Source organism: Sphingorhabdus arenilitoris (assembly GCF_042651485.1).
Classification (GTDB): Bacteria; Pseudomonadota; Alphaproteobacteria; order Sphingomonadales; family Sphingomonadaceae; genus Sphingorhabdus_B; species Sphingorhabdus_B arenilitoris.
On record NZ_JBHSDH010000013.1, the window covers coordinates 103073 to 128131 of the forward strand.

General features: G+C 54.1%; 27 protein-coding genes. 16 read left to right on the top strand and 11 right to left on the bottom strand.

Translation table 11 applies throughout. The features are described from left to right. Nucleotides 1-5 precede the first annotated feature (5 nt). Both recR and def read left to right on the top strand, forming a co-directional pair. The gene (gene recR / locus ACFOWX_RS04555) at nt 6-602 is read left to right on the top strand and encodes a recombination mediator RecR (protein ID WP_381421762.1); all 597 of its coding nucleotides are present in this window, start codon (nt 6-8) and stop codon (nt 600-602) included. A 55-nt stretch (nt 603-657) separates the two neighbouring features. Continuing rightward, on the top strand, nt 658-1212 hold the full coding sequence (def, locus tag ACFOWX_RS04560) for a peptide deformylase (protein ID WP_381421763.1): 555 nt from the start codon (nt 658-660) through the stop codon (nt 1210-1212). Nucleotides 1213-1234: 22 nt separating this feature from the next. Here def and ACFOWX_RS04565 read toward each other — a convergent pair whose 3' ends face one another. Next, the gene (locus ACFOWX_RS04565; RefSeq protein WP_381421765.1) at nt 1235-1912 is read right to left on the bottom strand and encodes a hypothetical protein; all 678 of its coding nucleotides are present in this window, start codon (nt 1910-1912) and stop codon (nt 1235-1237) included. 73 nt (nt 1913-1985) lie between these two features. Beyond that, nucleotides 1986-3182: a penicillin-binding protein activator gene (locus ACFOWX_RS04570; protein ID WP_381421767.1), complete on the bottom strand. Its 1197-nt coding sequence runs from the start codon at nt 3180-3182 to the stop codon at nt 1986-1988. Here ACFOWX_RS04570 and rsmI point away from each other — a divergent pair. From rsmI to ACFOWX_RS04590, 4 genes are all read left to right on the top strand, one after another. Further along, entirely contained in the window at nt 3181-4050 is an 870-nt protein-coding gene (gene rsmI, locus ACFOWX_RS04575) for a 16S rRNA (cytidine(1402)-2'-O)-methyltransferase (RefSeq protein WP_381421769.1), read from the top strand. The genes ACFOWX_RS04570 and rsmI overlap by 2 nt on opposite strands. Nucleotides 4051-4055: 5 nt before the next feature. Continuing rightward, on the top strand, nt 4056-4439 hold the full coding sequence (locus ACFOWX_RS04580; protein ID WP_381421771.1) for a YraN family protein: 384 nt from the start codon (nt 4056-4058) through the stop codon (nt 4437-4439). A gap of 98 nt (nt 4440-4537) precedes the next feature. Next, nucleotides 4538-5491, top strand: coding sequence for a glutathione synthase (gene gshB, locus ACFOWX_RS04585; protein WP_381421773.1), 954 nt, complete (start codon nt 4538-4540; stop codon nt 5489-5491). After that, nucleotides 5491-6324 carry a hypothetical protein gene (locus ACFOWX_RS04590; protein WP_381421775.1) on the top strand — a complete coding sequence of 278 codons (834 nt, stop codon included), beginning with the start codon at nt 5491-5493 and terminating at the stop codon, nt 6322-6324. The genes gshB and ACFOWX_RS04590 overlap by 1 nt, the downstream gene beginning before the upstream one ends. A gap of 210 nt (nt 6325-6534) precedes the next feature. Here the strand turns inward: ACFOWX_RS04590 and ACFOWX_RS04595 are convergent, their stop codons facing one another. Beyond that, nucleotides 6535-7422, bottom strand: coding sequence for a tyrosine recombinase XerC (locus tag ACFOWX_RS04595; RefSeq protein ID WP_381421777.1), 888 nt, complete (start codon nt 7420-7422; stop codon nt 6535-6537). A 47-nt stretch (nt 7423-7469) separates the two neighbouring features. After that, nucleotides 7470-8663 (bottom strand): radical SAM family heme chaperone HemW, encoded by a 1194-nt coding sequence (gene hemW, locus ACFOWX_RS04600; protein ID WP_381421779.1) that lies wholly within the window; start codon nt 8661-8663, stop codon nt 7470-7472. Between hemW and ACFOWX_RS04605 the strand changes: the two genes are divergently transcribed. Beyond that, complete coding sequence (locus ACFOWX_RS04605) at nt 8655-9311, top strand: CAP domain-containing protein (RefSeq protein ID WP_381421781.1); 657 nt, start codon at nt 8655-8657, stop codon at nt 9309-9311. The two genes, hemW and ACFOWX_RS04605, sit on opposite strands and share 9 nt — an antisense overlap. 28 nt (nt 9312-9339) lie before the next feature. Here the strand turns inward: ACFOWX_RS04605 and ACFOWX_RS04610 are convergent, their stop codons facing one another. Together ACFOWX_RS04610 and rph are read right to left on the bottom strand one after the other, a co-directional pair. Further along, the gene (locus ACFOWX_RS04610) at nt 9340-10017 is read right to left on the bottom strand and encodes a non-canonical purine NTP pyrophosphatase (RefSeq protein WP_381421783.1); all 678 of its coding nucleotides are present in this window, start codon (nt 10015-10017) and stop codon (nt 9340-9342) included. After that, nucleotides 9975-10688 carry a ribonuclease PH gene (gene rph, locus ACFOWX_RS04615; RefSeq protein WP_381421785.1) on the bottom strand — a complete coding sequence of 238 codons (714 nt, stop codon included), beginning with the start codon at nt 10686-10688 and terminating at the stop codon, nt 9975-9977. The genes ACFOWX_RS04610 and rph overlap by 43 nt, the downstream gene beginning before the upstream one ends. Before the next feature lie 81 nt (nt 10689-10769). Here rph and hrcA point away from each other — a divergent pair, with 81 nt between their 5' ends. Both hrcA and grpE read left to right on the top strand, forming a co-directional pair. Continuing rightward, complete coding sequence (hrcA, locus tag ACFOWX_RS04620) at nt 10770-11825, top strand: heat-inducible transcriptional repressor HrcA (protein WP_381421787.1); 1056 nt, start codon at nt 10770-10772, stop codon at nt 11823-11825. Nucleotides 11826-11903: 78 nt separating this feature from the next. After that, nucleotides 11904-12488 (top strand): nucleotide exchange factor GrpE, encoded by a 585-nt coding sequence (gene grpE / locus ACFOWX_RS04625; RefSeq protein WP_381421789.1) that lies wholly within the window; start codon nt 11904-11906, stop codon nt 12486-12488. Nucleotides 12489-12492: 4 nt separating this feature from the next. Here grpE and ACFOWX_RS04630 read toward each other — a convergent pair whose 3' ends face one another. Together ACFOWX_RS04630 and ACFOWX_RS04635 are read right to left on the bottom strand one after the other, a co-directional pair. Continuing rightward, the gene (locus ACFOWX_RS04630) at nt 12493-12819 is read right to left on the bottom strand and encodes an HNH endonuclease (protein WP_381421791.1); all 327 of its coding nucleotides are present in this window, start codon (nt 12817-12819) and stop codon (nt 12493-12495) included. A gap of 169 nt (nt 12820-12988) precedes the next feature. After that, nucleotides 12989-13657 carry a CDP-alcohol phosphatidyltransferase family protein gene (locus ACFOWX_RS04635; RefSeq protein WP_381421793.1) on the bottom strand — a complete coding sequence of 223 codons (669 nt, stop codon included), beginning with the start codon at nt 13655-13657 and terminating at the stop codon, nt 12989-12991. Between the two features lie 134 nt (nt 13658-13791). On the opposite strand from ACFOWX_RS04635, the gene ACFOWX_RS04640 reads away from it, so the two are divergent. Next, nucleotides 13792-15180 carry an MATE family efflux transporter gene (locus tag ACFOWX_RS04640; protein WP_381424910.1) on the top strand — a complete coding sequence of 463 codons (1389 nt, stop codon included), beginning with the start codon at nt 13792-13794 and terminating at the stop codon, nt 15178-15180. Between the two features lie 10 nt (nt 15181-15190). Here ACFOWX_RS04640 and ACFOWX_RS04645 read toward each other — a convergent pair whose 3' ends face one another. After that, nucleotides 15191-15655, bottom strand: coding sequence for a vgr related protein (locus ACFOWX_RS04645; protein WP_381421795.1), 465 nt, complete (start codon nt 15653-15655; stop codon nt 15191-15193). 3 nt (nt 15656-15658) lie between these two features. Continuing rightward, entirely contained in the window at nt 15659-16117 is a 459-nt protein-coding gene (locus ACFOWX_RS04650) for a copper chaperone PCu(A)C (RefSeq protein ID WP_381421797.1), read from the bottom strand. 237 nt (nt 16118-16354) lie between these two features. Between ACFOWX_RS04650 and dnaK the strand changes: the two genes are divergently transcribed. From dnaK to ACFOWX_RS04680, 6 genes are all read left to right on the top strand, one after another. Then, complete coding sequence (gene dnaK, locus ACFOWX_RS04655; protein ID WP_381421798.1) at nt 16355-18271, top strand: molecular chaperone DnaK; 1917 nt, start codon at nt 16355-16357, stop codon at nt 18269-18271. Between the two features lie 67 nt (nt 18272-18338). Then, nucleotides 18339-19472 (top strand): molecular chaperone DnaJ, encoded by a 1134-nt coding sequence (gene dnaJ, locus ACFOWX_RS04660; protein ID WP_381421800.1) that lies wholly within the window; start codon nt 18339-18341, stop codon nt 19470-19472. Nucleotides 19473-19679: 207 nt separating this feature from the next. Further along, nucleotides 19680-20600: an MBL fold metallo-hydrolase gene (locus ACFOWX_RS04665; RefSeq protein WP_381421801.1), complete on the top strand. Its 921-nt coding sequence runs from the start codon at nt 19680-19682 to the stop codon at nt 20598-20600. A 257-nt stretch (nt 20601-20857) separates the two neighbouring features. Further along, the gene (locus tag ACFOWX_RS04670) at nt 20858-21427 is read left to right on the top strand and encodes a hypothetical protein (protein ID WP_381421802.1); all 570 of its coding nucleotides are present in this window, start codon (nt 20858-20860) and stop codon (nt 21425-21427) included. Between the two features lie 163 nt (nt 21428-21590). After that, a complete protein-coding gene (locus ACFOWX_RS04675; RefSeq protein ID WP_381421804.1) occupies nt 21591-21866 on the top strand; it encodes a hypothetical protein in 276 nt (91 codons plus the stop codon). A 145-nt stretch (nt 21867-22011) separates the two neighbouring features. Further along, nucleotides 22012-22668, top strand: coding sequence for a DUF6969 family protein (locus ACFOWX_RS04680; RefSeq protein ID WP_381424912.1), 657 nt, complete (start codon nt 22012-22014; stop codon nt 22666-22668). Between the two features lie 12 nt (nt 22669-22680). Here ACFOWX_RS04680 and ACFOWX_RS04685 read toward each other — a convergent pair whose 3' ends face one another. Beyond that, entirely contained in the window at nt 22681-25032 is a 2352-nt protein-coding gene (locus ACFOWX_RS04685; RefSeq protein ID WP_381421805.1) for a patatin-like protein, read from the bottom strand. Nucleotides 25033-25059 lie beyond the last annotated feature (27 nt).

Sequence of the window (25059 nt, forward strand, 5' to 3'; positions counted from 1 at the left end):
TCGTCATGGCATCGCAAGAAATAGACGCATTGGCGCAGGCATTATCAAAACTTCCCGGGCTTGGCCCCCGGTCTGCGCGGCGAGTGGTGCTGCATTTGATGAAAAAACGCGAAAGCGTGATGCAGCCGCTGCTCCGCGCACTCGAAAATGTCAACGAACGGCTGGTGACGTGCGAAAATTGCGGCAATATTGATACCGTGACCCCCTGCGGCATTTGCGCTGACCCGCGCCGCGACAGCCGGTCAATCTGTGTGATTGAGGATGTGTCGGATCTTTGGGCGCTGGAACGGTCGCGTTTATTTCCGGGGACTTTTCATGTGCTGGGCGGAAAATTGTCGGCGCTCGATGGCGTGCGGCCAGAAGATTTGAATATCGACGCATTGGTCACCCGTGTTGCGGCCGGCGGGATTGATGAAGTCGTGCTCGCAATGAATGCAACATTGGAGGGACAGACGACCGCTCATTATCTGGCCGAGCGGTTGGAAAGCTACCCAATACGCCTGACACAGCTGGCACACGGTGTGCCAGTGGGCGGAGAGCTTGATTATCTCGACGACGGGACGCTGGCACAGGCGCTGCGTGCCAGGCGGCCCGTGGGGTAGAATTTACCCAGCAGTTTTGGTTGTAAATAGGGGCGATATTGCCTAAATTACCGCTATGGCTATTTTACCGATTTTAGAAGTCCCCGACCCACGATTGAAAACCATATCGCAGCCGGTGACCGAATTTAACGCCGATCTGCGCAAGCTGGTCGAGGATATGTTTGAAACCATGTATGACGCGCCGGGCATCGGCCTTGCTGCGATCCAAGTGGGCGTGCCGAAACGCGTGCTGGTCATTGACCTTCAGGAACCGGCACCGCATGATCATGAACATGGCGAACATTGCAATCACGATCATGACGTGGTCCGCGATCCCCGTATCTTCATCAATCCCGAAATCCTCGATCCGTCCGAAGATATGGCCAGCTATAATGAAGGCTGTCTGTCGGTGCCCGATCAATATGCTGAGGTGGACCGCCCCGCAAAAATCCGCGCCCGTTGGCAGGATTTGGACGGCAAAACCCATGAAGAGGAAATGGACGGGTTGATGGCGACTTGCCTTCAACATGAAATGGACCATTTGGAAGGCATATTGTTCATCGACCATCTCAGCCGGTTGAAACGGCAAATGGTCCTGAAAAAATTGAATAAACAGCGTAAAGCAGCTTAAACCGAAGGCCTAGGTCCTGACCCTAAAACCAATCGCGGAACCATTTGCCGGTTCGCGCGATATGTTTCTTGTCCACTTTTTCGCCTAGCTTCATGTTTAAGAAGACGAAAACATATATCGGGATGAATATCAGGATTAGGATTGCGGGCAGCGGTCCTTGCATCTGCGGCTCAGCAACCATGATAACGCCGACAATGATTAAGAGTATAACAAACCCCCAAATATGAAAATGGCGAAATATGTTTTCCCGCTTAGCGACCATTTCGCCAACCGGATCTCGAAATTGTAGTTTTTGTTCAATTTTGCCGCGCAAGGCGTTGCAGCTTTGTCTGAACCTCAAATAGGGTTGGCTCGCAACATATACGCCAATTGCCATCGGCATAGTGACAGTTAAAAACATGTTCAGTTCCAACATTGTGCACAAAAATATTGTCACAAAAAAGGTTACAATCATCGACAGCATCAAGTCGCTTACGACCAATGTCTCTTCTGCGACATAACGCTCGACTATATGGTTCGCATCGGCCAGCCAAATGTCTTGCTCTGCACGTGTTATTGGCAGCGCATGGCCATTCCGATCATAATAGACCAGCATTTCGCGATCATCGCTGAACCACCGAGCCAGTTTGGCCTTCTGCCCTTGCTCCAACTGTTCGAATTTATCGTTCGGGAAAAACCCTGTTTGCCAGTTCCACGCCATGCTGAGCATTTACCGCCAAACGCTGAATCAAGCGTAAACGGAGGCCAATGGTTTTAGCAGCCGATTGCGATGATTATTTTGCAAATGCGCCTGGTGCGGCTTCGATAACGGTGAATTGGCCCGCTCGCACTTCCTGCACCTCCAGCATACGTTCGGACAGACCATTGCCGCTAAAGCGGAAAGCGCCGTCAATGCCGATAAAGCCGCCCGGATCGATTAAATTGGTAATCGGGAAAGTCGTGCCCAATTGCCATTCCTGTGAAACGCGGCTGGTCAGCAATATCGCGTCATATCCCAGGCTCGATAGGCGCAGCGGTGCTTTGCCGTATCTGGTCCGGTATTTTTCGGCAAACTGCCGGTAATAACCATCCGCGACGCTGGCAAACCATGCGCCCCGCATATCGGCGCTGCTCGCCAAGCGGCTATCAATATTCCATAGCTCCGTGCCCAAAATCTGCGCATTGACCCGGCTGCGTTTCAAAGACGGGGCGACCATGCGGGCCCATCCGCCGGTGCCGCCGATTAAAATGGCGTCAACCGGACCTTCCGCTTTTAACCGAGCGACTGCGGCATCAATCGATGCCTGCGAATCATCGGCCTGTTGAACATTTACGAGCACTCCGCCCGCATCACGAACCGAAATGGTCAGGTTGGAACTGGCCCGCTGGCCATAGACATTGTTGCTGACAATCGCGCCGAAACGGTTTTTCCCCTTTGCCTTTGCAAAACGGACAATCCGGTCAACCGACTGACTAGGCAAATGGCCGAGCACATATACATTGCGTCCGGCCACGCCGATATCGTTGGAAAAGCTTATGATTGGAACATTTTTGGTGCGGGCAATATCGGCGGCAGTAACGACATTATCCCCGCGCAACGGGCCAAGGATCAGCTTATTACCATCCGCAACCGCCTGCTGCGCCGCTGCCGCGACGCCGAGCGCGGTGTCATAGGTTTTCAGGTTGATTTTTGTCGTGCTGTTTGTGTCGGTCATGGCCAGCGCGGCGGCATTGGCGATGGATTGCCCAACATCGCCGTCAGGGCCAGTGATGGGCAACAGTAACGCAACCTGATGCCGGCCATCGGCGGGAATGACGATCGGATCCGGCTTTGGTCCGGCCACAGGGACATTGCCGCCCTTTGGCACTACCGATTGGCAAGCAGCCAGCAAAGCCAAGGCGGAGAGCGCCGCAACTCTTTTTACCGCGCGGGCAAAGCCTGATACCCGCTCTTGCGGAGCGGCAGATGTTGCTGCAAAGATTGCTGTCATGACTTTGTCCTCACTCGATAATCCCCAGCCGTTTTCGGCATTCGACTCAGGTCTTTATATCGTTGCCACCCCAATCGGCAACCTTGCAGATTTGTCACAGCGCGCAGTGCAGCTTTTGGCTGCGGCCGATATTGTCGCCGTGGAGGATAGCCGGGTCACGGGAAAGCTGCTTCATCATTTGGGCCTGAAGAAAAAAATGAGGCGCTATAACGACCATAGCAGCGCCGATGACCGCGACAGGTTATTGGAACAGGCGCGCGCCGGGATCGTTGTTCTGGTTTCCGATGCTGGCACCCCGCTGATCTCTGACCCCGGATATAAGCTGGTCCGAGCCGCGCGGGAGCAAGGCATCTATGTCAGCACTGCGCCGGGGCCCAGCGCGGCCATCGCTGCTTTGTCCATATCCGGCCTGCCTACCGATGTGTTTCTATTTGCCGGGTTCCTGCCGAATAAAGAGAAAGCGCGGGCCGATGCGATCGAACGATACCGCACCGTCGATGCGACATTGGTTTTTTACGAAAGCGGTCCTCGGCTTGGCGCAGCGCTAGCGGCGCTGGCGTCCGGTCTGGGTGATCGCAAAGCTGCGGTGGCGCGGGAATTAACAAAGAAATTTGAAGAGGTTGTTACGGGTTCGTTGGCCGACCTCGCCGAGCGTTACGCCGCCGATCAGCCCAAGGGGGAAATCGTCCTGATGGTCGGCCCACCGGCTGAAGCTGCGGCAGCGGAAAGCGGTGATGCCGAAGCGGCGCTGGCGGAAGCGTTGCTGCGCCTTCCAGCGGCTAAGGCGGCAGCGGAAATTGCTCGCCGCTTCGGGCTCGACCGCAAGGCCCTGTATGCGCGGGCTACTGCTATGAAATCAGGTGCATAGCAGCCATGCCGTCACCCGTTAAACGCCCAGAGGGCGCCCGCAAGGCTGCCGAAAAGCGCGGCCGCCGCGCCGAAGCGATAGCGGCATGGTGGCTGCGCCTGCACGGTTGGCGAATAGTCGCGCAGCGCGTGCGCAATCCCCGGGGGGAGGTGGACATCGTCGCGCGGCGAGGGAAAACCCTTGCCTTTATTGAGGTAAAGGCCCGGGTAAAGGATGCCGACCTTGCCACCGCCATTGACGCATGGCGGTTGCGGCGCGTGGCGGCGGCGGCGGAAGCGATGATTGGCCAATATGGCAAAGGCGCAGAGAATATCCGCATAGATGTCATACTCATTGCTCCGTGGCGGCTGCCGCGTCATTTGGTCAATGTCTGGGACGGCATGGGTTAGCATAGCGGCGCGCGCACCCCGCGCTTGTGGCTTGCGCAATTTGCCGACATAAGGAGCGATAACGACTGGCCGCTAAGCTGCTAATGGAAAGATAAGAAATGACCTTCAATACTGCATTCCAAATGGACCCGATGAACGGCGTCAACATTCATGGCGACAGCAGCTTTGCCTTGATGCTGAGCGCGCAGGAACGCGGCTATGCCATCTGGCATTATGATGTCGGCACGCTGACCCTCGATGCGCATGACCGGCTGACCGCGCTGGCGCGGCCCGTATATGATGTGCAGCGTGTGGAGGGCGATCATTACCGATTTGGCGAGGCAAAGCGGATTGATCTGGGCCGCGATATTGATGTTGTGATGATGCGTCAGGATCCGCCCTTTCACGTCGGCTATATCACCGCGACACATTTGCTCGAACGGATTGCGGACGAAACTTTAGTGGTCAATAATCCGGTCAGCGTGCGCAATGCGCCAGAGAAAGTGATGGTGCTTGATTATCGCCATTTCATGCCGCCCACATTGATCACCCGGTCAGCCGACCAGGTGCGCGATTTTCAGCGGCAACATGGCGCGGTCGTCGTTAAACCGCTGCACGGCAATGGCGGCAAGGCAATCTTTAAGATTGAGGCCGATGGCAGCAATTTGGGCGCTTTGTTTGAAGTGTTCAACGGCACATGGCCCGAACCGCATATGGTGCAGCCTTTCCTTCCCGACGTGGCGAAGGGCGACAAGCGGATCGTGTTGGTCGATGGCGAGGTCGCAGGCGCGATCAACCGCCGTCCAGGGGAAGGCGAATTTCGGAGCAATCTTGCCGTCGGCGGCAGCGCAGAAGCAGCCCAGCTCACCCAGCGCGAGGAAGAAATCTGCGCGGCGATGGGACCAAGGCTCAAAGAACTCGGCTTAATTTTCGTAGGTATCGACGTGATCGGCGGCGAATGGCTAACCGAAATTAACGTGACATCACCCACCGGGATTGTCGCCATCGACCGGTTTAACGGGACGGATACGGCAAGCGCGATCTGGGATGCGTGTGCGGGGCGGTTGGGGTGATGAGAAAGGAAACCAAACCTGAAATAGCTGAAATGCTGAGAGAAGTTTCAATATCACTCAAACTTGTCGGATGTGATTTGGTCTTAGGCGCAGCAGAGCATGATCGATTGAATTCCCGAAAAATTCACACAAAATGTTCCTATGCGTCCAGCTGGATCGATGACGGATTTATTAGGTTAGGCAATGACGTTCATGATGTGCCGATCCCTCGCTACAAACGTAGGGATAAGTCTGTTGAGGAGTTTGAGAAGCAGACTGGTAGGGATCTGTATCAAATACCAATTTTTCTGCAAATTTTTGAAGTGGACAGCGATTGGTTTGATAAATGTGCCGAGAACCATGATGGCGAAAAATATCCCGGTTTCCTATCGTATCATGAACCTTACGATTCTGAGTTTGGCAATTCAGAAACTGGAGATGTCTACGCTTGGATAGGGCTTGGAAAAGAAAATTACGCTCTTCTAGTGAAGCAAATCCTGTCTTTCGAGAAGCCAGACTTTAAGCTGAACATTACTGTAAAATTCCCTCCACAATCAATCGACAGCGGTTGGACTGAAACAAATGTGCATTGGGACGGCAAAGGAAGTTTACCGATCACGAAGGCGAACATAAGTTGGACAAAGGGCAGTTTGGAAGATTCCACAGATGAAGATGTTGAGAGTAACCGACTGGATTTCGAAGAAGCAGTCCATTCCGAAGCTCAAGAGGCCAGAAGACATGGCGAGGTATTGGAAGCACTTCAGAATCTCTCAAATCATTTCGCTAAATTGACCATGTCGCTTTGGCTAATCTTTATTGCTCTTTTAGTCTTCGCATATTTTTCTGGACCTTAACCACACCTCTCCCTGTGGGAGAGGGCAACGAGACTAGGCGGCCTGCCGCCTAGTCGCAGTGGGTGAGGGGTTGTTTGCTTTCGGGAGAGCTGAACCCCTCACCGAGCTACGCTAGTGGACAAGTCCACAAGCTCCGCTTGCCTCTCACAACGGGAGAGGAGTTTGAGAAATGCTGCCAAGGCTGCGTATCCTCTCCCAAAGGAGAGGAATTTATGCCCTCGGATGGGCATTCAAATACTCATCCAGCAGCATCGCTGTATCAACACCTGTATAAACCTGCGTTGAGCTTAAACTCGCATGGCCGAGCAATTCCTGCAAACTGCGCAAATCTGCGCCGCCCGCCAGCAAATGCGTGGCAAAGCTGTGGCGCAGCGCGTGGGGGGTCGCGCTGTCGTGCAGTCCCATGCGCCTGCGTGCGCCTTGTACCGCTCGGCGGATTAAGGCGGGGGAGAGCGGCCCGCCACGAGCGCCGCGAAACAGGGATTGGTCCTTTGCGGTCGGATGCGGGCAGGCGGCGAGATAGGCTTCAATCGCATCGCGCACTTGCGGCAATAAGGGGACAATCCGGGTCTTGCCGCGTTTTCCGGTCACGCGCAGCGTATCGGACAGCGGTAATATATCCCCGCTCAGGCCGGTTGCCTCGCTGATCCGAAGGCCGCTGCCATACAGGAGCAGCAGCACGGCCCAATCGCGCGCACCGATCCAGCTTTCGCGGGCGGTTTCGGCAATATCATCCGCCATTGCCAGCACGTCGTCGGGCGCAATCGGGCGCGGCAGGCTGCGCTGTGTGCGCGGACCTTTTATGGCAGGGATGGCGGCGTCGTCGCCCAGAGCGAAGCGCAGGAAATTGCGGACCGCCGACAGCTCTCTTGCCGTTGACCGGTTGGTCAGGCCATCGCCCCGCCTATCGGCCAGAAATGCGCGCAAATCGCCAGCGGTAACCTTGGCCAATATGCCTCGGTCGGCGGTCTCACCAAAATGCCCCTGAAGGAACAGCAATAGCCGCTGTGCGGTCGCGGTATAGGCTCGCACGGTTGCACCCGATTGCCGGCGGCTATCGGCAAGGTGGCTGCGATATTCGGCGATCAACGCATTCATGTGATCAGCCTAGGCGCTGATAAGTCTATTGTCGAGTTCGCGCACCATCACCCCGCCGTCACCGCGACAATTTCCGGCAGGATCGCATCGAGCAGCGGCATTCCTTTCGCCGTTACATGCAGCCGGCTGCCCTCCGCACGCAACAAACCCAGCCGGGATAGGCGGCCAATTGCGGCCTTGTCGAGCATCTGCCAGACGGATAGGCCAAAACGTGCGGCCATTTCATCAGGCGCTATCCCTTCAGCAAGGCGCAGGCCCATTAGCAGCGCCTCGACCGCTTGTTCCTGCGGCGGCAACAGCCGTTCCTCTTGCAGGCCATGGCCATTGCGCGTGATGGCGGCGAGGAAATTTTCCGGTTTTTTGTGACGCTGTGTCGCCATGCCGCCCCTGCGCCCATGCGCGCCGGGACCAATGCCGACATAATCCTGATACCGCCAATAGGTCAAGTTATGCTGGCTTTCCTGACCGGCGCGGGCATGGTTACTGATTTCATAGGCCGGTATCCCTGCCGCCGTCGTTATTTGCCGGGTTATCTCAAACAGATCGGCGCAATGGTCATCATCGGCCGGGGTTAATTTACCGGTGCGGACCAGCGTTTCAAACTGTGTCCCCGGTTCAATTGTCAATTGATACAGCGACAAATGACCGGTGCCGAAACGGATTGCCCGGGTGAGTTCGCTTTCCCACGCGTCGATGGATTGGCCGGGCCGTGCATAGATTAAGTCAAAGCTCATACGGGCAAAATTCTGCTGTGCAATATCGAGTGCGACCAAGCTTTCATCGACGCTGTGGGCGCGGCCCAAAAAGCGTAAGCTTTGATCATCAAGGGACTGTAATCCCAATGAAATGCGATTAACTCCGGCCAGCGCCAATTCGGAAAAACGCGCAGCTTCGACAGACGACGGATTTGCTTCCAGTGTGATGTCGCATTGCGGGGACAAACCCCATAAATCATCCGCCTGAGCAATCAAATCTGCGACGAGTTGAGGGGGCATTAGCGATGGAGTGCCTCCGCCAAAAAAGATCGATCCGATCGTGGGTGCGGGATTAACTTGATGTTCATGTCTCAAGTCAAAAATGAGCGCACTGCGCCAATCGTCAACATCAATGTCGCTGCGCACATGGCTGTTAAAATCGCAATAAGGGCATTTGGAAACGCAAAATGGCCAATGAATGTAGAGCGCTAACCCGCCTCGGTCATTTGCTTTGGTCGCAATAGCGGAGGATGGATTATGGAGCATCGGCGGACCTGTAAATATGCGGCGTTAATCGCGCAAGGAACAATCATATTACTAGCTACAGGCTGCGGCGGTGGTTCGGCCAGCTCCGGGCCCGTTGCTCCGGCGGTATCGCTTCCGGCGGCACCTCCGGTTGCGCCGCCTCCACCACCGCCACCTCCTCCTCCTCCTCCACCGCCGCCAACTTCAACAGCCACTCCGGCTCCTGCAAATGATGCGCTGGCATCGGCCATGCTCAAAGCGCATAATGATGCCCGGGCGGAGGTCGGGGTTGGTCCTGTAAAAATCGATCCAGACCTTAGCGCCGCCGCGCTTGCCTATGCGCAGGTGCTGATCGCCAATGGCCGATTTGAACATAGTAGCAATGCCTCGCGCCCCAATCAGGGCGAGAATTTATGGGCGGGAACCGCGGGCGCATTTTCGTTTCAGCAGATGGCGGATGGTTGGATAAACGAAAAACGCTTTTTCCAGGCGGGCGTGTTCCCCGATGTCAGCACCACGGGCAATTGGCGAGATGTCGGTCATTATACGCAGATTATATGGCGCAGCACGACGAAAATCGGCTGCGGGATTGCCAGCAATAGCCAGCGCGACGTTTTGGTATGCCGCTATAGCCCGCCCGGTAACTTTATTGGCCAGAGGGTGTTTTAGGGTCCGGACCCCAAGCCGCGTCCTGCGGTTAGAAAACCGCCGCCACCAATTTGGCAAATGCAGCCGCCCTGTGGTCTTGTTTCAGCTTATAATCCGGCCCCAGCTGCGCATAGGTGTGCGTTTCGCCGGTCGGAACAAAGACAGGGTCATAACCAAATCCCAATGTCCCTCGCGGCGGCCAGCTGAGCGTTCCGTGCGCCTTGCCTTCGAAAATCTCATGATGTCCATCAGGCCAAACCAACGCGAGGGTGGATATGAAATAGGCACTGCGGTCCACGTCTGCCCCCAATTCAGCGAGTTTTCCTTCGACCTTGCCCATGGCGAGATACCAGTCGCGCCCCGGACCGCCCAGTGCATCCGCTTCGACCGGGTTCCGCTCGGCCCAATCGGCTGTCCATACGCCAGGCGCCCCGCCAAGCGCGGCCACGCAAAGCCCGCTATCATCGGCGAGCGATACGCAGCCCGTGGCATCACAAGCCGCACGCGCTTTGATGAGGGCGTTTTCGGCAAAGCTGCTACCCGTTTCCTCAGGCTCGGCCAGTCCGAGATCGCCCGCTGCCTCGGTTGCCATGCCATAGGGTGCGAGCAGCGCGTCAATCTCGGCCAACTTGCCCTTATTGTGCGTGGCGATAATCAGCCTGCCGGAGGCGAGTTTGCGGGACGTCACTTTATTGCGGCCGCCTGCGCCTTGAATATATCGTCGCATCCCATGCGCGCGAGGCGCAGCAGGCGCAGCAAGCCTTCCTCGTCATAGGTTGCGCCTTCGGCGGTTGCTTGCACTTCGGCGATCTTGCCGCCTTCGATCAAAACGAAATTGGCGTCGGCATCGGCCGCGCTATCTTCATCATAGTCAAGGTCGAGCACCGGGGTGCCATTATATATGCCGCAGCTAATCGCGGCGACATGTGCGGTAATCGGGTCTTCTTTGATCGCGCCCGACGCGAGCAAGCCATTAACCGCGAGGCGCATCGCCACCCATGCGCCGGAAATAGACGCAGTGCGCGTGCCGCCATCGGCCTGTATGACGTCACAATCGAGCGTAATCTGATGCTCGCCAAGTTTTTTCATGTCGACAACAGCCCGCAAAGATCGGCCAATCAGCCGCTGAATTTCCTGCGTCCGGCCAGATTGCTTGCCCCGTGCGGCTTCCCGTTGGCTGCGGGTATGGGTGGAGCGGGGCAGCATCGAATATTCGCCCGTGACCCAGCCTTCACCCTTGCCGCGCATCCAAGGTGGAAGCCGGTCTTCGACACTGGCCGTAACCAGCACCCGCGTGTCGCCGCAGCTGATCAAGCAGGAGCCCTCTGCGTGTTTCGTAAAGCCTGTTTCGATGGTGAGAGCGCGCATTTGATCTGGCGCGCGGCCGGATGGACGCATAATTGATTCTCCTGATGATGGGAAACTCGACATAGACAGATAGGCTTGCATTGCAACTGCTGTGCGCTAGATATTTCTGCTATGACCAATCCCCCCATCACCGAATTGAATGACCGCACCCGCACGATTTTCCGGATGGTGGTGGAAAGCTATTTGGAAAGCGGCGCGCCGGTTGGTAGCCGCACGCTTAGCAAAGCGGGGAGTAAATTTGGCGGGCTCAACCTGTCGCCTGCATCCATCCGCAATGTCATGCAGGATTTAGAGGAGCTGGGCCTGCTGGCCGCGCCGCATACCAGTGCGGGGCGAATGCCTACTGAAATCGGTCTGCGGCTTTTCGTTGACGGGATTATGCAAACCGCAGAGCCAAGCGCCGAGGAACAGCGCGCGATTGAATCGCAGATACAGGGCGAGGGGCCAATTGAAGAGGCCTTGGCGGCGGCGACTTCGGTTTTGTCGGGGCTGTCGGCTTGCGCGGGGCTGGTCATCGTTCCGCGCCGCGAGGCCGTGTTGAAGCAATTCAGCTTTGTGCGCCTTTCGCCGGTGCAGGCGTTGGCAATATTGGTCGGCGGTGATGGCAGCGTGGAAAACCGGCTTGTTGATATATCGCCGGCCATAACCGACAGCAGTTTGAATGAGGCCGCAAATTATATCACGGCGCGGCTTTCCGGTCTGACGCTTGCCGACGCGATGAAACGGCTGGATAGCGAAATCCGCGTCGAAAAGGCGGCGCTGGATAAAGCGAGCGCCAACCTTATTCGGCGGGGCCTTGCCATGTGGACGCTTGATGCCAATGAACGGCCGGTGATGATTGTGAAAGGGCAGTCCAACCTGCTCGATGAAAGCGCGGCGGTCGATTTGGACCGTGTTCGGCAATTACTGGATGAATTGGAAAATAAAGAGGAAATCGCCAAGTTGGTTGATAGCGCCCGCGATGCGACATCGACCCGCATATTCATCGGCGCAGAAAATAACCTCTTCTCGCTCTCGGGCTCGTCGGTCATCGCATCGCCCTACCGCGACGAAGGCGGGCAGGTGGTCGGCGTGGTCGGCGTTATAGGGCCTACGCGGTTAAATTATGCCCGGATCGTGCCCATGGTCGATTTTACCGCACAAACGCTTAGCCGCTTGATGAAATAGCATGAGCGCTTATATGCGCTTCAGACGAAACAACTGGGTCCCACCGTGCGGGCCAATAATCAGAATGAAATTGGGGCTATGACCGATAAAAAATCTAAACCAGTAGATGAAGCAGTTGAAAAGGAATTGGAAGGCGTTCCAGAGCATTTGTTGGACGAAGGCAGCGAAGAGGCAGAAGCAACCGAGGGTGACGCCGAGCGCATTGCCGAGTTGGAGAATAAACTCGCCGAAGCGCAGCAAGAGATCCTATATGCAAAAGCCGATACGCAAAATGTTCGCCGCCGCATGGAAAAAGAAATCGCCGACGCACGCGCTTATGCCGCGACCGGCTTTGCCCGTGATATATTGTCGGTATCCGATAATTTGAGCCGCGCGCTGGAATCGATCCCGGCCGAGTTGCGCGAAGATGAAAAGATGAAAGGGCTGGTCATCGGCCTTGAAGCCACGGGGCGCGAGCTCGAAAGCGTCTTCACCAAAAACGGGATTACCCGGATAGCCGCTATGGGCCTGCCGCTTGACCCCAATCAGCATCAGGCGATGGTCGAAATACCGAGTGCGGATGCCGAGCCCGGTACCATTGTGGCGGAAATGCAGGCCGGATATATGATTAAAGACCGCCTGCTGCGTCCAGCCATGGTGGGTGTCGCGAAGAAGCCCGATTAGGCCATTATTTCGGTAGCTTTGCCAATCTTGCGTCAATCTGCGTTTTCAAACTGCTAAGCCACTTTTTTCCCGCTTTGGGGTTAAAGGCATCGATTGGCTGATGCCCTTTTTTGTTGTTGCATGGTTTGCAAGCGATTACCAAATTGAACAGATCCGATTTCCCGCCAAGTACCGTTGGCTCAACATGATCGAGTGTCCAATCAAGCGATGGCTCACCCTTCATAGCCTTGTTGCAATAGAAACAGTTGCCGCCATGAATTTTCATGGCGCTGCGCAAGGCTTTTTCCGCTCCGCAAGCGCCGGCACTGCTGCCCGCTACCTGATACAACATCGGGCCGCCATCTGAGTGCAGCTTGATCGGCACAATCGCCCTATATGGTAGGTCATGTAAGCTGTGATAACAGGCTGAAAAGTCTATGACCGCCACAATTTTTGTCTGCATATTCATAAACAGAATGCTAGTGTAAAACGGTTAACAAATCTCTGATTACGGTAGCAGTTTATCCGCCCTTGCCAAACAGATAGCGGCCGGTCTTTATCGTGTGGAATACAAATATCATGGCCAATAAAGACCCCAATCCAACCGCGAATATGTCGAAAGGCGAAAATTGTTGTTGCGCAATGGGCCAGCTGATTGCTGTGTCGGTGCCATAGAAATACATGGCGAGAGTCATGGCCATTAGGATGAGCCGCACCTCTGTCGGTCCTCCGCCAAAATAGGTCAGGCGCATTACGCCGAATATCTTGGCCGAAATGAACGTGTGAATTGATAGCAGTAAATAGCCTGCCAGTCCCGCAAGCGCTGTATCCATGCGCATATAGGGGCTCAAACCCATGCCCATGATCAATAATCCATTGGCAAGCGCATCAAGGCTATGGTCAATAAAATACCCATAGTTGGGCCGTTCAATCTTGCGGTAGCGGGCGATGCTGCCATCGAGCGAATCGCCGAACCAATTTAGAGAAAAACCGATCAGGGTCAGGAACAACCATTCGGGCGCAAAATTGCTGAGCGCATAACCCAATGCGGCCATCACTGCGCCTGTAAAACCGATGCTGGTCAACAAATCGGGTGTCACCCACATGGGCAGGCGCGCGCATAGCCAATTCAGCATTCGGCGTTCGATCTTTGCCGTCAAATTTTCCTGAATTCGGGTCGGTGCATCCATCGGGCTGGAGCCTTTCATCTGAAAAATCGCGCATTGCGCTTCTATTTAGGGAGCGGCAAGTGAAAAATGGTAACGCGCAGGCGGACTGACAGTTTGTGATTGATGGGTTGCCGCTGAACAGCTACCCGCCGTCTATGCAGCCACCCGCTCTTCCTTATCATCCTCGGCAAGCGTGGAGCCATGAACTGGCGGCCACGATCCGCCTCGCGTGGCCGCTTGTATGCACCAATGTCACTATGGCATTGATTGGGGCGACCGATGTTTTGATGATCGGCTGGCTTGGTCCAACTCAGCTTGCGTCGGCCTCGCTTGGGTTTAACCTGGCCATGTTGTTGTCGATATTTTCGATGGGCTTGATAACCGCCGCCTCGCCGATGATGGCCAGCGAAATTGGCCGCAAACCCAATAGCGTGCGTGATGTCAGGCGCACATTCCGGCAATCTTTATGGACGGCGCTGATCATCTGTATCCCGATATGGGCAATATTATGGAACAGCGGCGACCTGCTGCTGCTATTGGGGCAAAAGCCGCAGCTGGCGGCGTTGGCGCAGGATTATGTACGCGCCTATATGTGGTCGATCCTGCCATTTTTATGGACACTCGCGGCTCGTAATTTCCTTTCTGCGCTCGAAAAACCTATTTGGTCCCTGATTATTGGAATTGCCGGGGTCATTGCCAATGCGATATTCAACTACGCTTTGATATTCGGTGAATTTGGCGCGCCAGCGCTTGGGGTCGTAGGCGCGGGGATTGGCAGTATTCTGGCCAATAGCTTCATGTTTCTATGCATGATCCTTGTTATATCCCGGCATAAGGATTTCCGCCGCTACCGCTTATTTGGCCGTTGGTGGCGCAGCGATTGGCCCCGCTTTAGGGAAATGTGGCGATTGGGGCTTCCTATTGGGATATCATTTGGGCTGGAAGGCGGCGTTTTTTCGGTCGCCGTGATGTTGATGGGTTTGATCAGCGTTGAGGCTGTGGCCGCCCATGCTATCGCGCTGCAAATCGCGTCTTTATCCTTCATGGTGCCCATGGGTTTGGGGCAGGCGGCGACGGTGCGCGTGGGCATTGGATATGGCCGTAAAGACGCAGCAATGATCCGCCGCGCGGGGTGGACCAGCTTTGTCCTGGGCACCGGTTTTATGACCGTCATGGCGGCTTTATTATGGATTTTCCCGCAGCAGCTGATATCGATATTTTTACAAGACGCCGCTGCCAACCCTAACGTCGCTATGTTGGCGGTGCAATTCCTCGCGGTTGCAGCATTGTTTCAGATAGTGGACGGGGCGCAGGTGGTTGGGCAGGGGATGCTGCGCGGGCTGCATGACACCCGGATGCCAATGGTTATTGCCGGTTTTGGTTACTGGGTTGTCGGCATTGGTGTAGGCGCTTGGCTAGCATTTTCCGCTGGGTGGCAGGGCGTTGGTATTTGGACTGGTCTTGCCACAGGATTAGGAATAGTTGCCGTGCTGATCCTGATCCGGTGGACAATGCGGGCACGTTTAGGGTTGTTGCCCGCGTAAATCCGGGCCATCAAAAAGGCAATATGCCCTCATATTGCGATAGCGGCGGTGCGCCTGCGACTGCGACACCCTGACGCAATAGGAAAATATGCTTCACGATTTCGGCCTGTTGCTCAATGCCATATTGTTCCAGTCTCCAACCCGGTTTCAGACTGTAGTCATAACGGCAAAAGGGATGCCGTTTCAGCGGCAGGAATATGCCTTTTTGATGCTGCCACACATGGACCATTTCATGGATGAACAGCCCTTGCAACGATAATCGCTGATCGCAAAAATCATCGCAGAATAAATCACCCTTGGGATGGAACCACAAATGGCCATCGGGGGCCATCGTGATTCGACGGGGTTGGAACCACCACCATTTGCGTTTGTGTATTCGCACTTTTCCAAAGTCGATGGCATCTTTGAAAATCGACTGGACAAGTGCGACTTCCCGCTGTGTCAGCGGCCTTCCCGTTGGATGGGCTCCGAACATGGATCAGGTAACTTTCTTGCGTTCATCCGGTATTGTGCCGTCTGCTTCCTGAACAACGGCATCAACCAATATCCTGTCGCCGTTGGAGAATATATATTCGGTTTCCATTTCACCCAAACGGCGGGCACGAAGGTTTACGCCCCAAACCATGACATGTTTTCCGCCGCGCTTAAATTCGACCTTTGACCGGGCGGCGACGGGAACATTGTTCAGTGGGGCCATTGTCATTGCGCCGGTTTTCGGGTCTTTGCCGCTTTCATGTATTTCCGAACGGATGATTGACGGCGACACCACGCGCAATAGCTTCACATCCTCTGTCCCGCCATGAACGGTGAAATATAAAGCGGACGGGTTGCTATCAACCGGCGAGAGGACCAACACAGCCTCATCAACACGCAATTTAGGGGGATCGCCGCATCCTGCCAAAGACATCGCCAACGCTGCCGCAATTGCCAATTTCATCTTCCTGTTTTTATACATCATCTTAGGCCTTTTCATCCTTGTCCAAAAAAGGGGCATATCCGCATTTTTATTCTATCTAGGAAGCCCAATCTCTTGTGCCAAGGAATTTGTCTCCTATATCGCCGTTGAAACATGGGCTGATAATTGCTCATGTCCTGGGATCAAGTCGGTGCCTGATGGGCTGGCTTGGCGAAGGGAGTTATTGTTTTTAATATGAAATATCGGGGTAAGATATAAATGGCTAAAGTTATTGGCATTGATTTGGGAACAACCAACAGCTGCGTTGCAGTAATGGACGGCGGCAAGCCCAAGGTTATCGAAAATGCGGAAGGCGCGCGCACTACGCCGTCAATCGTCGCTTTTGCAAAAGATGGTGAGCGCCTGATCGGGCAGCCTGCCAAACGGCAAGCGGTGACCAATCCAGAAAGCACAATTTTCGCGGTAAAGCGCCTAATCGGTCGCCGGTTTGACGATCCGATGACGAAAAAAGATATGGAGCTGGTGCCCTATAATATCGTCAAAGGCAAAAATGGCGATGCGTGGGTCGAAGCCGGTGGTGAGAAATATTCGCCATCACAAATTTCCGCATTCACCCTGCAGAAAATGAAGGAAACAGCGGAAAGCTATTTGGGTGAAACAGTGACGCAGGCCGTTATCACTGTGCCTGCCTATTTTAACGATGCCCAGCGGCAAGCGACGAAGGATGCTGGTCAGATCGCGGGCTTAGAAGTGCTGCGCATTATCAACGAACCGACTGCGGCGGCGCTGGCTTATGGCCTTGATAAAGATGAGAATAAAACTATCGCGGTTTATGACCTTGGCGGCGGTACATTCGATATTTCTATCTTGGAAGTTGGTGATGGCGTTTTTGAAGTAAAATCGACCAACGGCGACACTTTCCTAGGCGGAGAAGATTTTGACAGCAAACTGGTCGAGTTTTTGGCTTCGGATTTCCAAAAAGCAGAGAGCATTGATCTTACCAAAGATAAATTGGCGCTGCAGCGTTTGAAAGAAGCATCGGAAAAGGCCAAGATTGAGCTGTCCTCTGCGCAATCGACAGAGGTTAACCTGCCTTTCATTACTGCTGACCAAAATGGGCCTAAGCATTTGGTGAAAAATATCACCCGTGCAGACCTTGAAAAGCTGGTCGAAGATTTGATCAAGCGGACGTTGGAGCCGTGCAAGAAAGCAATCGCGGATGCCGGCGTGAAAGCAGCGGATATTGATGAGGTCGTCATGGTCGGCGGCATGACCCGTATGCCTAAAGTGCGCGAAGTTGTGAAAAATTTCTTTGGCAAAGAACCGCATACCGGTGTGAACCCGGATGAAGTGGTTGCCATGGGCGCGGCTATTCAAGCTGGTGTGTTGCAGGGCGACGTGAAAGACGTGCTGTTGCTGGATGTCACTCCGCTTTCGCTGGGAATTGAGACATTGGGCGGCGTATTCACGCGTATGATTGACCGCAACACGACGATCCCGACGAAGAAGAGCCAAGTTTATTCGACGGCCGATGATAACCAGAATGCTGTTACCATCCGCGTATTCCAAGGCGAGCGTGAAATGGCGGCGGATAACAAGCTGCTTGGCAATTTCGACCTTGTTGGCATTCCGCCTGCGCCGCGCGGTGTTCCGCAGATTGAGGTGACTTTCGACATTGACGCAAACGGCCTCGTTAGCGTGACAGCAAAGGACAAGGGCACCGGCAAAGAGCAGCAGATCAAAATTCAGGCCTCGGGCGGATTGTCCGATGCGGATATTGATCAAATGGTCCAAGATGCGGAGAAATTTGCCGAAGAAGATAAAAAGCGTCGGGCATCGGCAGAGGCGAAGAATAACGCCGAGAGTCTGGTCCACACCACGGAGAAGCAACTGGAAGAACATGGCGACAAAATTGACGCTGGTTTGAAAGGTGAAATCGAAGCCGCTGTTGCCGAAACCAAAACGGCGATTGAAAGCGACGATGCCGATGCAATGACCGAAAAAGCAGCGGCATTGGCGCAAGTGGCCATGAAGCTGGGTGAAGCGATTTATAAAGAAGAGCAAGCCAAAGCAGCATCTGGCGAAGGGGAAGCGGAAGCCGCTCCTGCTGATGATAATGTCGTTGACGCAGAATTTTCGGAAGTCGATGAAGACGCCGAAGCTAAAAAAGACTGAATGTGACTATTCGCCGTCACCCGCCTGAAAAGCTGGGTGACGGCCACAAAAATGGGGACAATCGGTCATGAGTCTTGATATAGACTATTATGAGCTGCTTGAAGTCGAAAGAACAGCCGACGATAAAACGCTGAAATCGGCTTACCGCCGTATCGCCATGCAATGCCACCCGGATCGCAATCCCGGCGATGCAGAGGCAGAAGCAAAGTTCAAAGCCGTCAGCCAGGCTTATGATTGCCTGAAAGATCCGCAAAAGCGCGCTGCCTATGATCAATATGGTAAAGCGGCCTTTGAAAATGGCGGTGCCGGCGGTTTTGGCGGCGGAACTGGTGCGCAGGGCTTTGGTGATTTTGCTGATATATTCGAAAGCTTTTTCGGTGGCGGCGCGGGCGGTGGCCGCGGGCGCGGTCCTGCGCGCGGGGCCGATTTGCGCTATGATATGGAAATCGGGCTAGATGAAGCGTTTCACGGCAAAACCGCCGAAATCGCCATCGATGTCGCGGTTCAATGCGGCGATTGCAGCGGGTCGGGCGCGGCATCGGGATCGGGATCGCGCACCTGCGGAATGTGTTCGGGACATGGAAAGGTTCGCGCACAGCAAGGCTTTTTCGTTGTTGAGCGCACTTGCCCCACCTGTCATGGCCGTGGGGAAGTGATTGAGCATCCTTGCCGCAAATGCCGCGGTGAAGGACGCGTTGATGAACGCAAGGCGATCAGCATCGAAGTACCGCCGGGAGTCGACGAAGGCACACGGATCCGCGTTGCTGGAAAAGGGGAAGCCGGACCGCGCGGAGCTGCACCGGGTGATCTGTATATTTTTATCCATGTATCGCGCCACCGGATGTTTGAGCGAGATGGTACGACATTATTCTGCCGTGCGCCGATCAGCTTCACCAAGGCCGCATTGGGCGGTGAGATTGAAATCCCCGGACTGGACGGTCAAAAACATGTCGTTGCCATCCCTGCTGGTATTCAATCGGGCAAGCAATTGCGTCAACGCGGCGCTGGCATGCCGGTTTTGCAGGGGCGTGGGCGCGGGGATATGGTCATCCAAATTGATGTTGAAACACCGACCAAATTAACGGCACGGCAAAAAGAGTTGCTGTGTGAATTTAGAGAAACCGAAACCGGCGAAGAATGCCCGCAATCCAGGGGCTTTTTTGATAAGGTTAAAGGCATTTGGGATGAGCTGACCGATTAGGGCCAGAGCCCGTAATTTGCGCTTTGGTCGCCGTCTTGCAATGTCCTTATTTCAGCCGAGTTTATGAATATATCGGCGCCGCCGCTTGTATTAAACGGTCATAGCCCGTAACAAATTTAATCAAGACGGCGAATATGTATACGTGCTGCATAAATATAGATGGCGCACGCAATCGTGTGCCTTGCAAATTTACGGGAAGGACAGAATATGAACTTTACCAATAAAAGCATCGCTCTATCCAAAATCGGCATGGCAATTGCGCTTGGTTCGGCCGCTTTGGGCACGGTCCATGCGCAAGAAGACCGATTTGCCAAGGTAGAGATTAAGACACAGCAGCTGACTCCATCTGTTTCCGTTCTATTTGGCGCAGGGGGCAATATCGGTGTTTCGCATGGCGAAGATGGGACGATATTGATCGATGACCAATTCGCGCCGCTGACAGCAAAGATACAGGCCGCGGTCGCAAATCTTGGTGCATCGCCGGTCAAGTTTCTGATTAACACCCATTGGCATGGCGACCATACCGGCGGGAATGAAAATCTTGGCAATGCAGGCGCGGTCATCATGGCGCATGATAATGTCCGCATCCGCATGGTCAGTGAGCAGCGCCGAGGTGATAACATCACGCCGCCCAGCCCAAAGGCTGCTTTGCCCGTGGTCACTTATGCCGAAGGGTTGAAATTACACCTGAATGGAGAAGAGGTGCGCGCCATTGGCCTTGCACCGGCGCATACCGATGGGGATACGCTGATCCATTGGACCAAATCAAATGTGATCCATATGGGCGACACATTTTTTAATAAAGTGACTTTTCCTTTTGTTGATTTATCAAGTGGCGGTGACGTGCGCGGTGTCGTTGCGGCGGCGGATAAAGCCTTGGCGCTGGCCAATGACGATACCAAAATTATTCCAGGGCATGGACCGGTAGCCACAAAGGCAGATTTGCAGGCATACCGCACAATGGTGTCGGAGATTATTGGCAAGGTGGAAACGGCGATGGCCGATGGAAAATCGCTCGATGAAATTAAGGCGATGAAACCTGCTGCCGGATATGGCGTTGCTACCGACGGTTTTATCAAGCCGGATGGTTTTGTTGAAACCGTATATACGTCGCTGGGCGGCAAATAGCATTTGGCGGCCTCTTTTATCTTTGGCCCATGACCGTTAGTCGCCGTTTTTCTATACATGTGGCATTGGCGTTTTTATCGGCGCTGATGCTGCCAGCATGCGGGGCAAAGACGCAGCCGCAGGGCGGCGATTCCGGCACGGCTGGCAAAACCCAGGTTTATATCATCGGCACCATTCACGGCGGCCACCGAACCAGTGAAAAATATAGTCTGAAAATATTAGAAAAGGCGATTCGCCGCGCCAATCCTGACCAGATATTGACCGAAATTCCGCCGGATCGATTTCCGAAAGCGTGGCAGGAATTTCGGTCAACGGGACGGGTCACCGAGAGCAGGGTGCGTGCATTTCCTGAATATACCGATGCCATTTTCCCTCTGGCTGAAGAAGTTGGTATACAGCTGGTGCCCGCCGCCGCTTGGACTCAAGAAATCGCAGATAGCCGGGACAAGGCCCTCATAAATATATCAAAAGATGAAGGCCGGAAAGCAGAATGGGGAGAGCATCAGGCGGCGCAAAAAGCGTATGGCGCGGCAGTGGCAGGGCGCAGTGATGATCCCATATTCATCCATTCCCGCGAATATGACTCGATTGTCGCAAAGGCCCAGGCACCTTATCAAAGCTATTTTGAAAAAGATTTGGGGCCAGGAGGGTGGCTTGCCATAAATCAAGCACATTTGGCCTTAATAAATGGGGCTTTAGACAAGGTTTCTGGTCAAAATCAGGTCATTGTGATAACCTTTGGTTCTTGGCATAAATATATGCTTATCAATGGATTGATGAAACGCAATGATGTGGTTTTGCGGGATTCTACAAGTTTATTTCGATAATCATTGCGAAATGGCCACGGATAATTTAGGCGTGTGCCAACTGACGCATGTTTGTCGGTTCACCAATCGCCGTGTTATGGGGGTGCGGCGAAATTGAATACCCCATGTGGTTTTGATATTTTGAGAGGAAAACCTGTGAAGAAAATGAAATTTGCTTCGATGCTTGCAGTTGCAGGCGGTCTTGCAATGGCAACCAGTGCTTGTGGTGGTGGCGAAGAAGCTGCTCCTGCAGAAGAAACTGCTGCTTGCGCACCTGCCGCTGACGCCGCTGCTTGTGCACCTGCTGCTGACGCTGCTGCTGCTTGTGCGCCTGCTGCTGATGCCGCTGCTACTGCACCTGCTGCTGACGCCGCTGCTGCTTGTGCACCTGCTGCTGACGCCGCTGCTGCACCTGCTGAAGCGCCAGCACAATAATATAGCGATTGCAGCATTGGAATAATCTACACGCGTCCTAGCAAGCGGAAGATTATTTCTTAAAAGCTGCTTTTTAGCTTGGTCAAGGGCTTGGATTTCGCGATCCAAGCCCTTGTTCGTTTCTGCGAATAGGGTTACTTCCAATCTATTGAAACAAAGGATCGTGAGTGATGAATCAGGTGGATGCAGCGCATATTGTCATCGAAACAATTATGGCGATGGTAAAAGATGGCCGCCCCCTGATGAAACGCGTATTGCCCGATGATGAAGTTCATTGGTGGGAACATTATCCCAAGGCAGATGCCCGCGATAAACACACAAAATCGCGCTGGTATTATCATGTCCATGCCCCCGGCGACCGCGATCCGGAAGAACATGGCCATTTCCATTTGTTCCTGCATCTGAGCCAGCTGGATGATGGTGTCACTCCGATCATCTCACCCCAGAAAAAAGGCGATACGGATCCTGTTCAAACCACTCATGTCGCTGCTTTGGCAATCGACCATAATGGCATTCCGCGCCAATGGTTTACAACCAATCGGTGGGTTACCGAGGAATATTTATTCCCAGCAGAAACCATGATCGCGCATTTGGACCGGTATAATGTGGATGAGACCGAGGAAGACAGCATCGTCAACCGGTTTGTAACGGCCATGGTCGCCCTTTATCGCGACGAAATTTCCCAATTGCTGATGCAGCGGGATCAAAAGCTAAAAGAAATTGGCGCTGGACCGGATAACCCATTATTGTTTGAAAAGGGTAATGACGTGCTGTCCGCCTGCGATATTGATCTGGACGCCAAGTTAGAGAGCCTCGGCATTGAATAGGCGGCGTTGGAGTTAGGGTCTGATCTGATCAATTTCCGTCCGCAGTTTTTGGATGAGCGGTGCGATTTTGGTTAAGCGCGGCGCTTCGCGGTCCAATATTGCGTGAAACGCCCGTTTCTTAAACGTCAATATGTCCTCAGGCGCGAAACCAGAATTTCTGGGCAGCGATGACAGTAAAATGTCAATCAGTCGGTCGGCCCCGTGCAACCGTCCCCATAGATAATCATTTTCCCGGTAGGTGCGGCTGAAAAACGCGCCAAAATTATTCAGCTCAATGCCTTTCAAAGTCGCTTCGGCCCCGCCCTTACGGATCGTTAAAGCATCTTCGGGCGATATCCGGTCAACCTTCACCGGGTCAAATTCATCCAGTCCTTCCCCCTGCAACAAAGGTAGCGTTGCAATATCATAAAGGGGATAACCGAGATAGCCAAGCAGCATGATCCGCGACGGTTCCGACTCCATATTGCATAAAGCGGTGAATAGTTTTTCATCGACCAGCCGGTCGGTCATTATCAAATTCCGTTTCGCCGCCAGCATATCGATGAAAGCACCGGGAGCCTCAATCCCATTTTGAACGGCTGCGGTTAAATCTTCCCCCATATAGGCCGCCGTTTCGCGTTCGATATACAGCGACAAACATTCATACAAACAGTCATGCATAGCAGCGATGCCGTTATACCGGTCGGCCACGCCAAGCGCGTCATTTTGTTCGACATCGTCGGCCAACCGGCGCGCCAAAAAGCGCAGCCTGCGGATACGAAAACGCACATCATGTTCGCGGAAAAACAAAATGGATTGTTCCGTTGCACCAATGCCTTTGGCACCCGCGATAGAATCGAGCCCTCGCATCCGCAATTCCCGCCAAATGGCTTCTTTCAAATCGCGAAAATGGGCATTGCTGCTTTCATTACAAGCGCGTTTGGCCGATGCGATCATATCGTCGACCACGCCCACCAGCTTCAAATGACCATAGGCCGGATAGCTGTAGCCAGCGGCAGCGGCAGCTTTCTTATTTGCAGTCGCTCGCCATTTTTCGATGCGTGCAGGACTGGGTTTGGACAGAAACCATGTGCGGCCCAGCATATCATCGACTGTTCGTTCAATTTCAATATGCAGGCTGCTGATGACCGCCTGCATCCGTTCAATGCGTTCTGACCGTCCCTGTAATTTGTCGAGGCTATCGCGAATGGGTTGTTCGCGCGGGATATTGGACGTTGCCCCAAATATCGTGGCCAGCCATCCCGGCGGTTTGATATTGGGCGGCTCGCCGGGTTTGCGGGCCTTACGAAAGCTTGGCTTGCCGGGCTTTGGATCAATATAAACAAAACGCCGGTCAACCTCCCGCCTTGCAGGCCGGTTTCGTAAGGCGTCAATGGCTTGGTTAAACGGAGCATTGGCCAATACCGAACCGTCGATCAACATCGTATCAGCGGCCGTTCCTGCGGCATATTGTTGCGGCAAAATGCGTTTTAGAAATGCGTCGCGGCCGGGCCAAGTAGTTTTGCGAGCGGTGATCAGCTTGTCAATCTCACGCGCGGAAAAAGGCGGAAATGCTCCGGGGAAGCTGGCCGTTGCGCGCGCGGCAAATACCAGGTTCGGTGTTTCAGCCAAAAATGATCCCTTGTTGTTTCGGGTCGAAAAGCTGATGGTTATCCTATGTTCGGTTTCCTGAACCTGGGGCGGGCTGTTCAATCGCAGCGTCTCGTCATGACCGGCAAAATCGGTCACGGTAACGAATAGATCCAAAGGTTGGTTTTTCGGAAGCAATATTGCGCCTTTTTCCGCTTTTTCCATGGCATCAAAGGCATTGAACAAAAGCTGCGAAAAACCCAGTCCGCCAAAGGGCGGTTTGAACCAGCGTGCCCGGACAAAACGGGACAATTTGGACGCGACCTCTTCGCGCGCTTCCAAAGCCACCGTACGTTCCACCGCGCCGCCTTTGCGCCGCAATATCGCCCATGCAATTGGAATAGCCCAAAATTTGGAAAAGCGGGATAATGGCCGAGCATCGGGGTCGATCAATGTTTCAACATCCGCCGTTTTCAACCATAGGTCGGTCAGCGGTTCCAGTGACTGTCCCGTTACAATGGCCTGTGACAGGAAAACACCATTAATGCCGCCCGCGCTTGATCCGGCGATAATGTCGCTAAACACCCGCATTTTCGTATTGCTGCTGGCCTCAATAGCGCGCAGCAATTCGCGGTATATATCTTCGCTACCCCCGGCTTTGTCATCGATGTCGTCGTGAAAGGCGCGGCTGGCCCGAACCAGATGCCAGATTTCCCGCGTGATGCCATGCATATAGATGGCAAGACTGACCCCGCCGTAACAGATCAGGGCAAGCCGGAGTTCTTTTTCACGCATGCCAACAGCTATAAGCCGAAGCGAGGC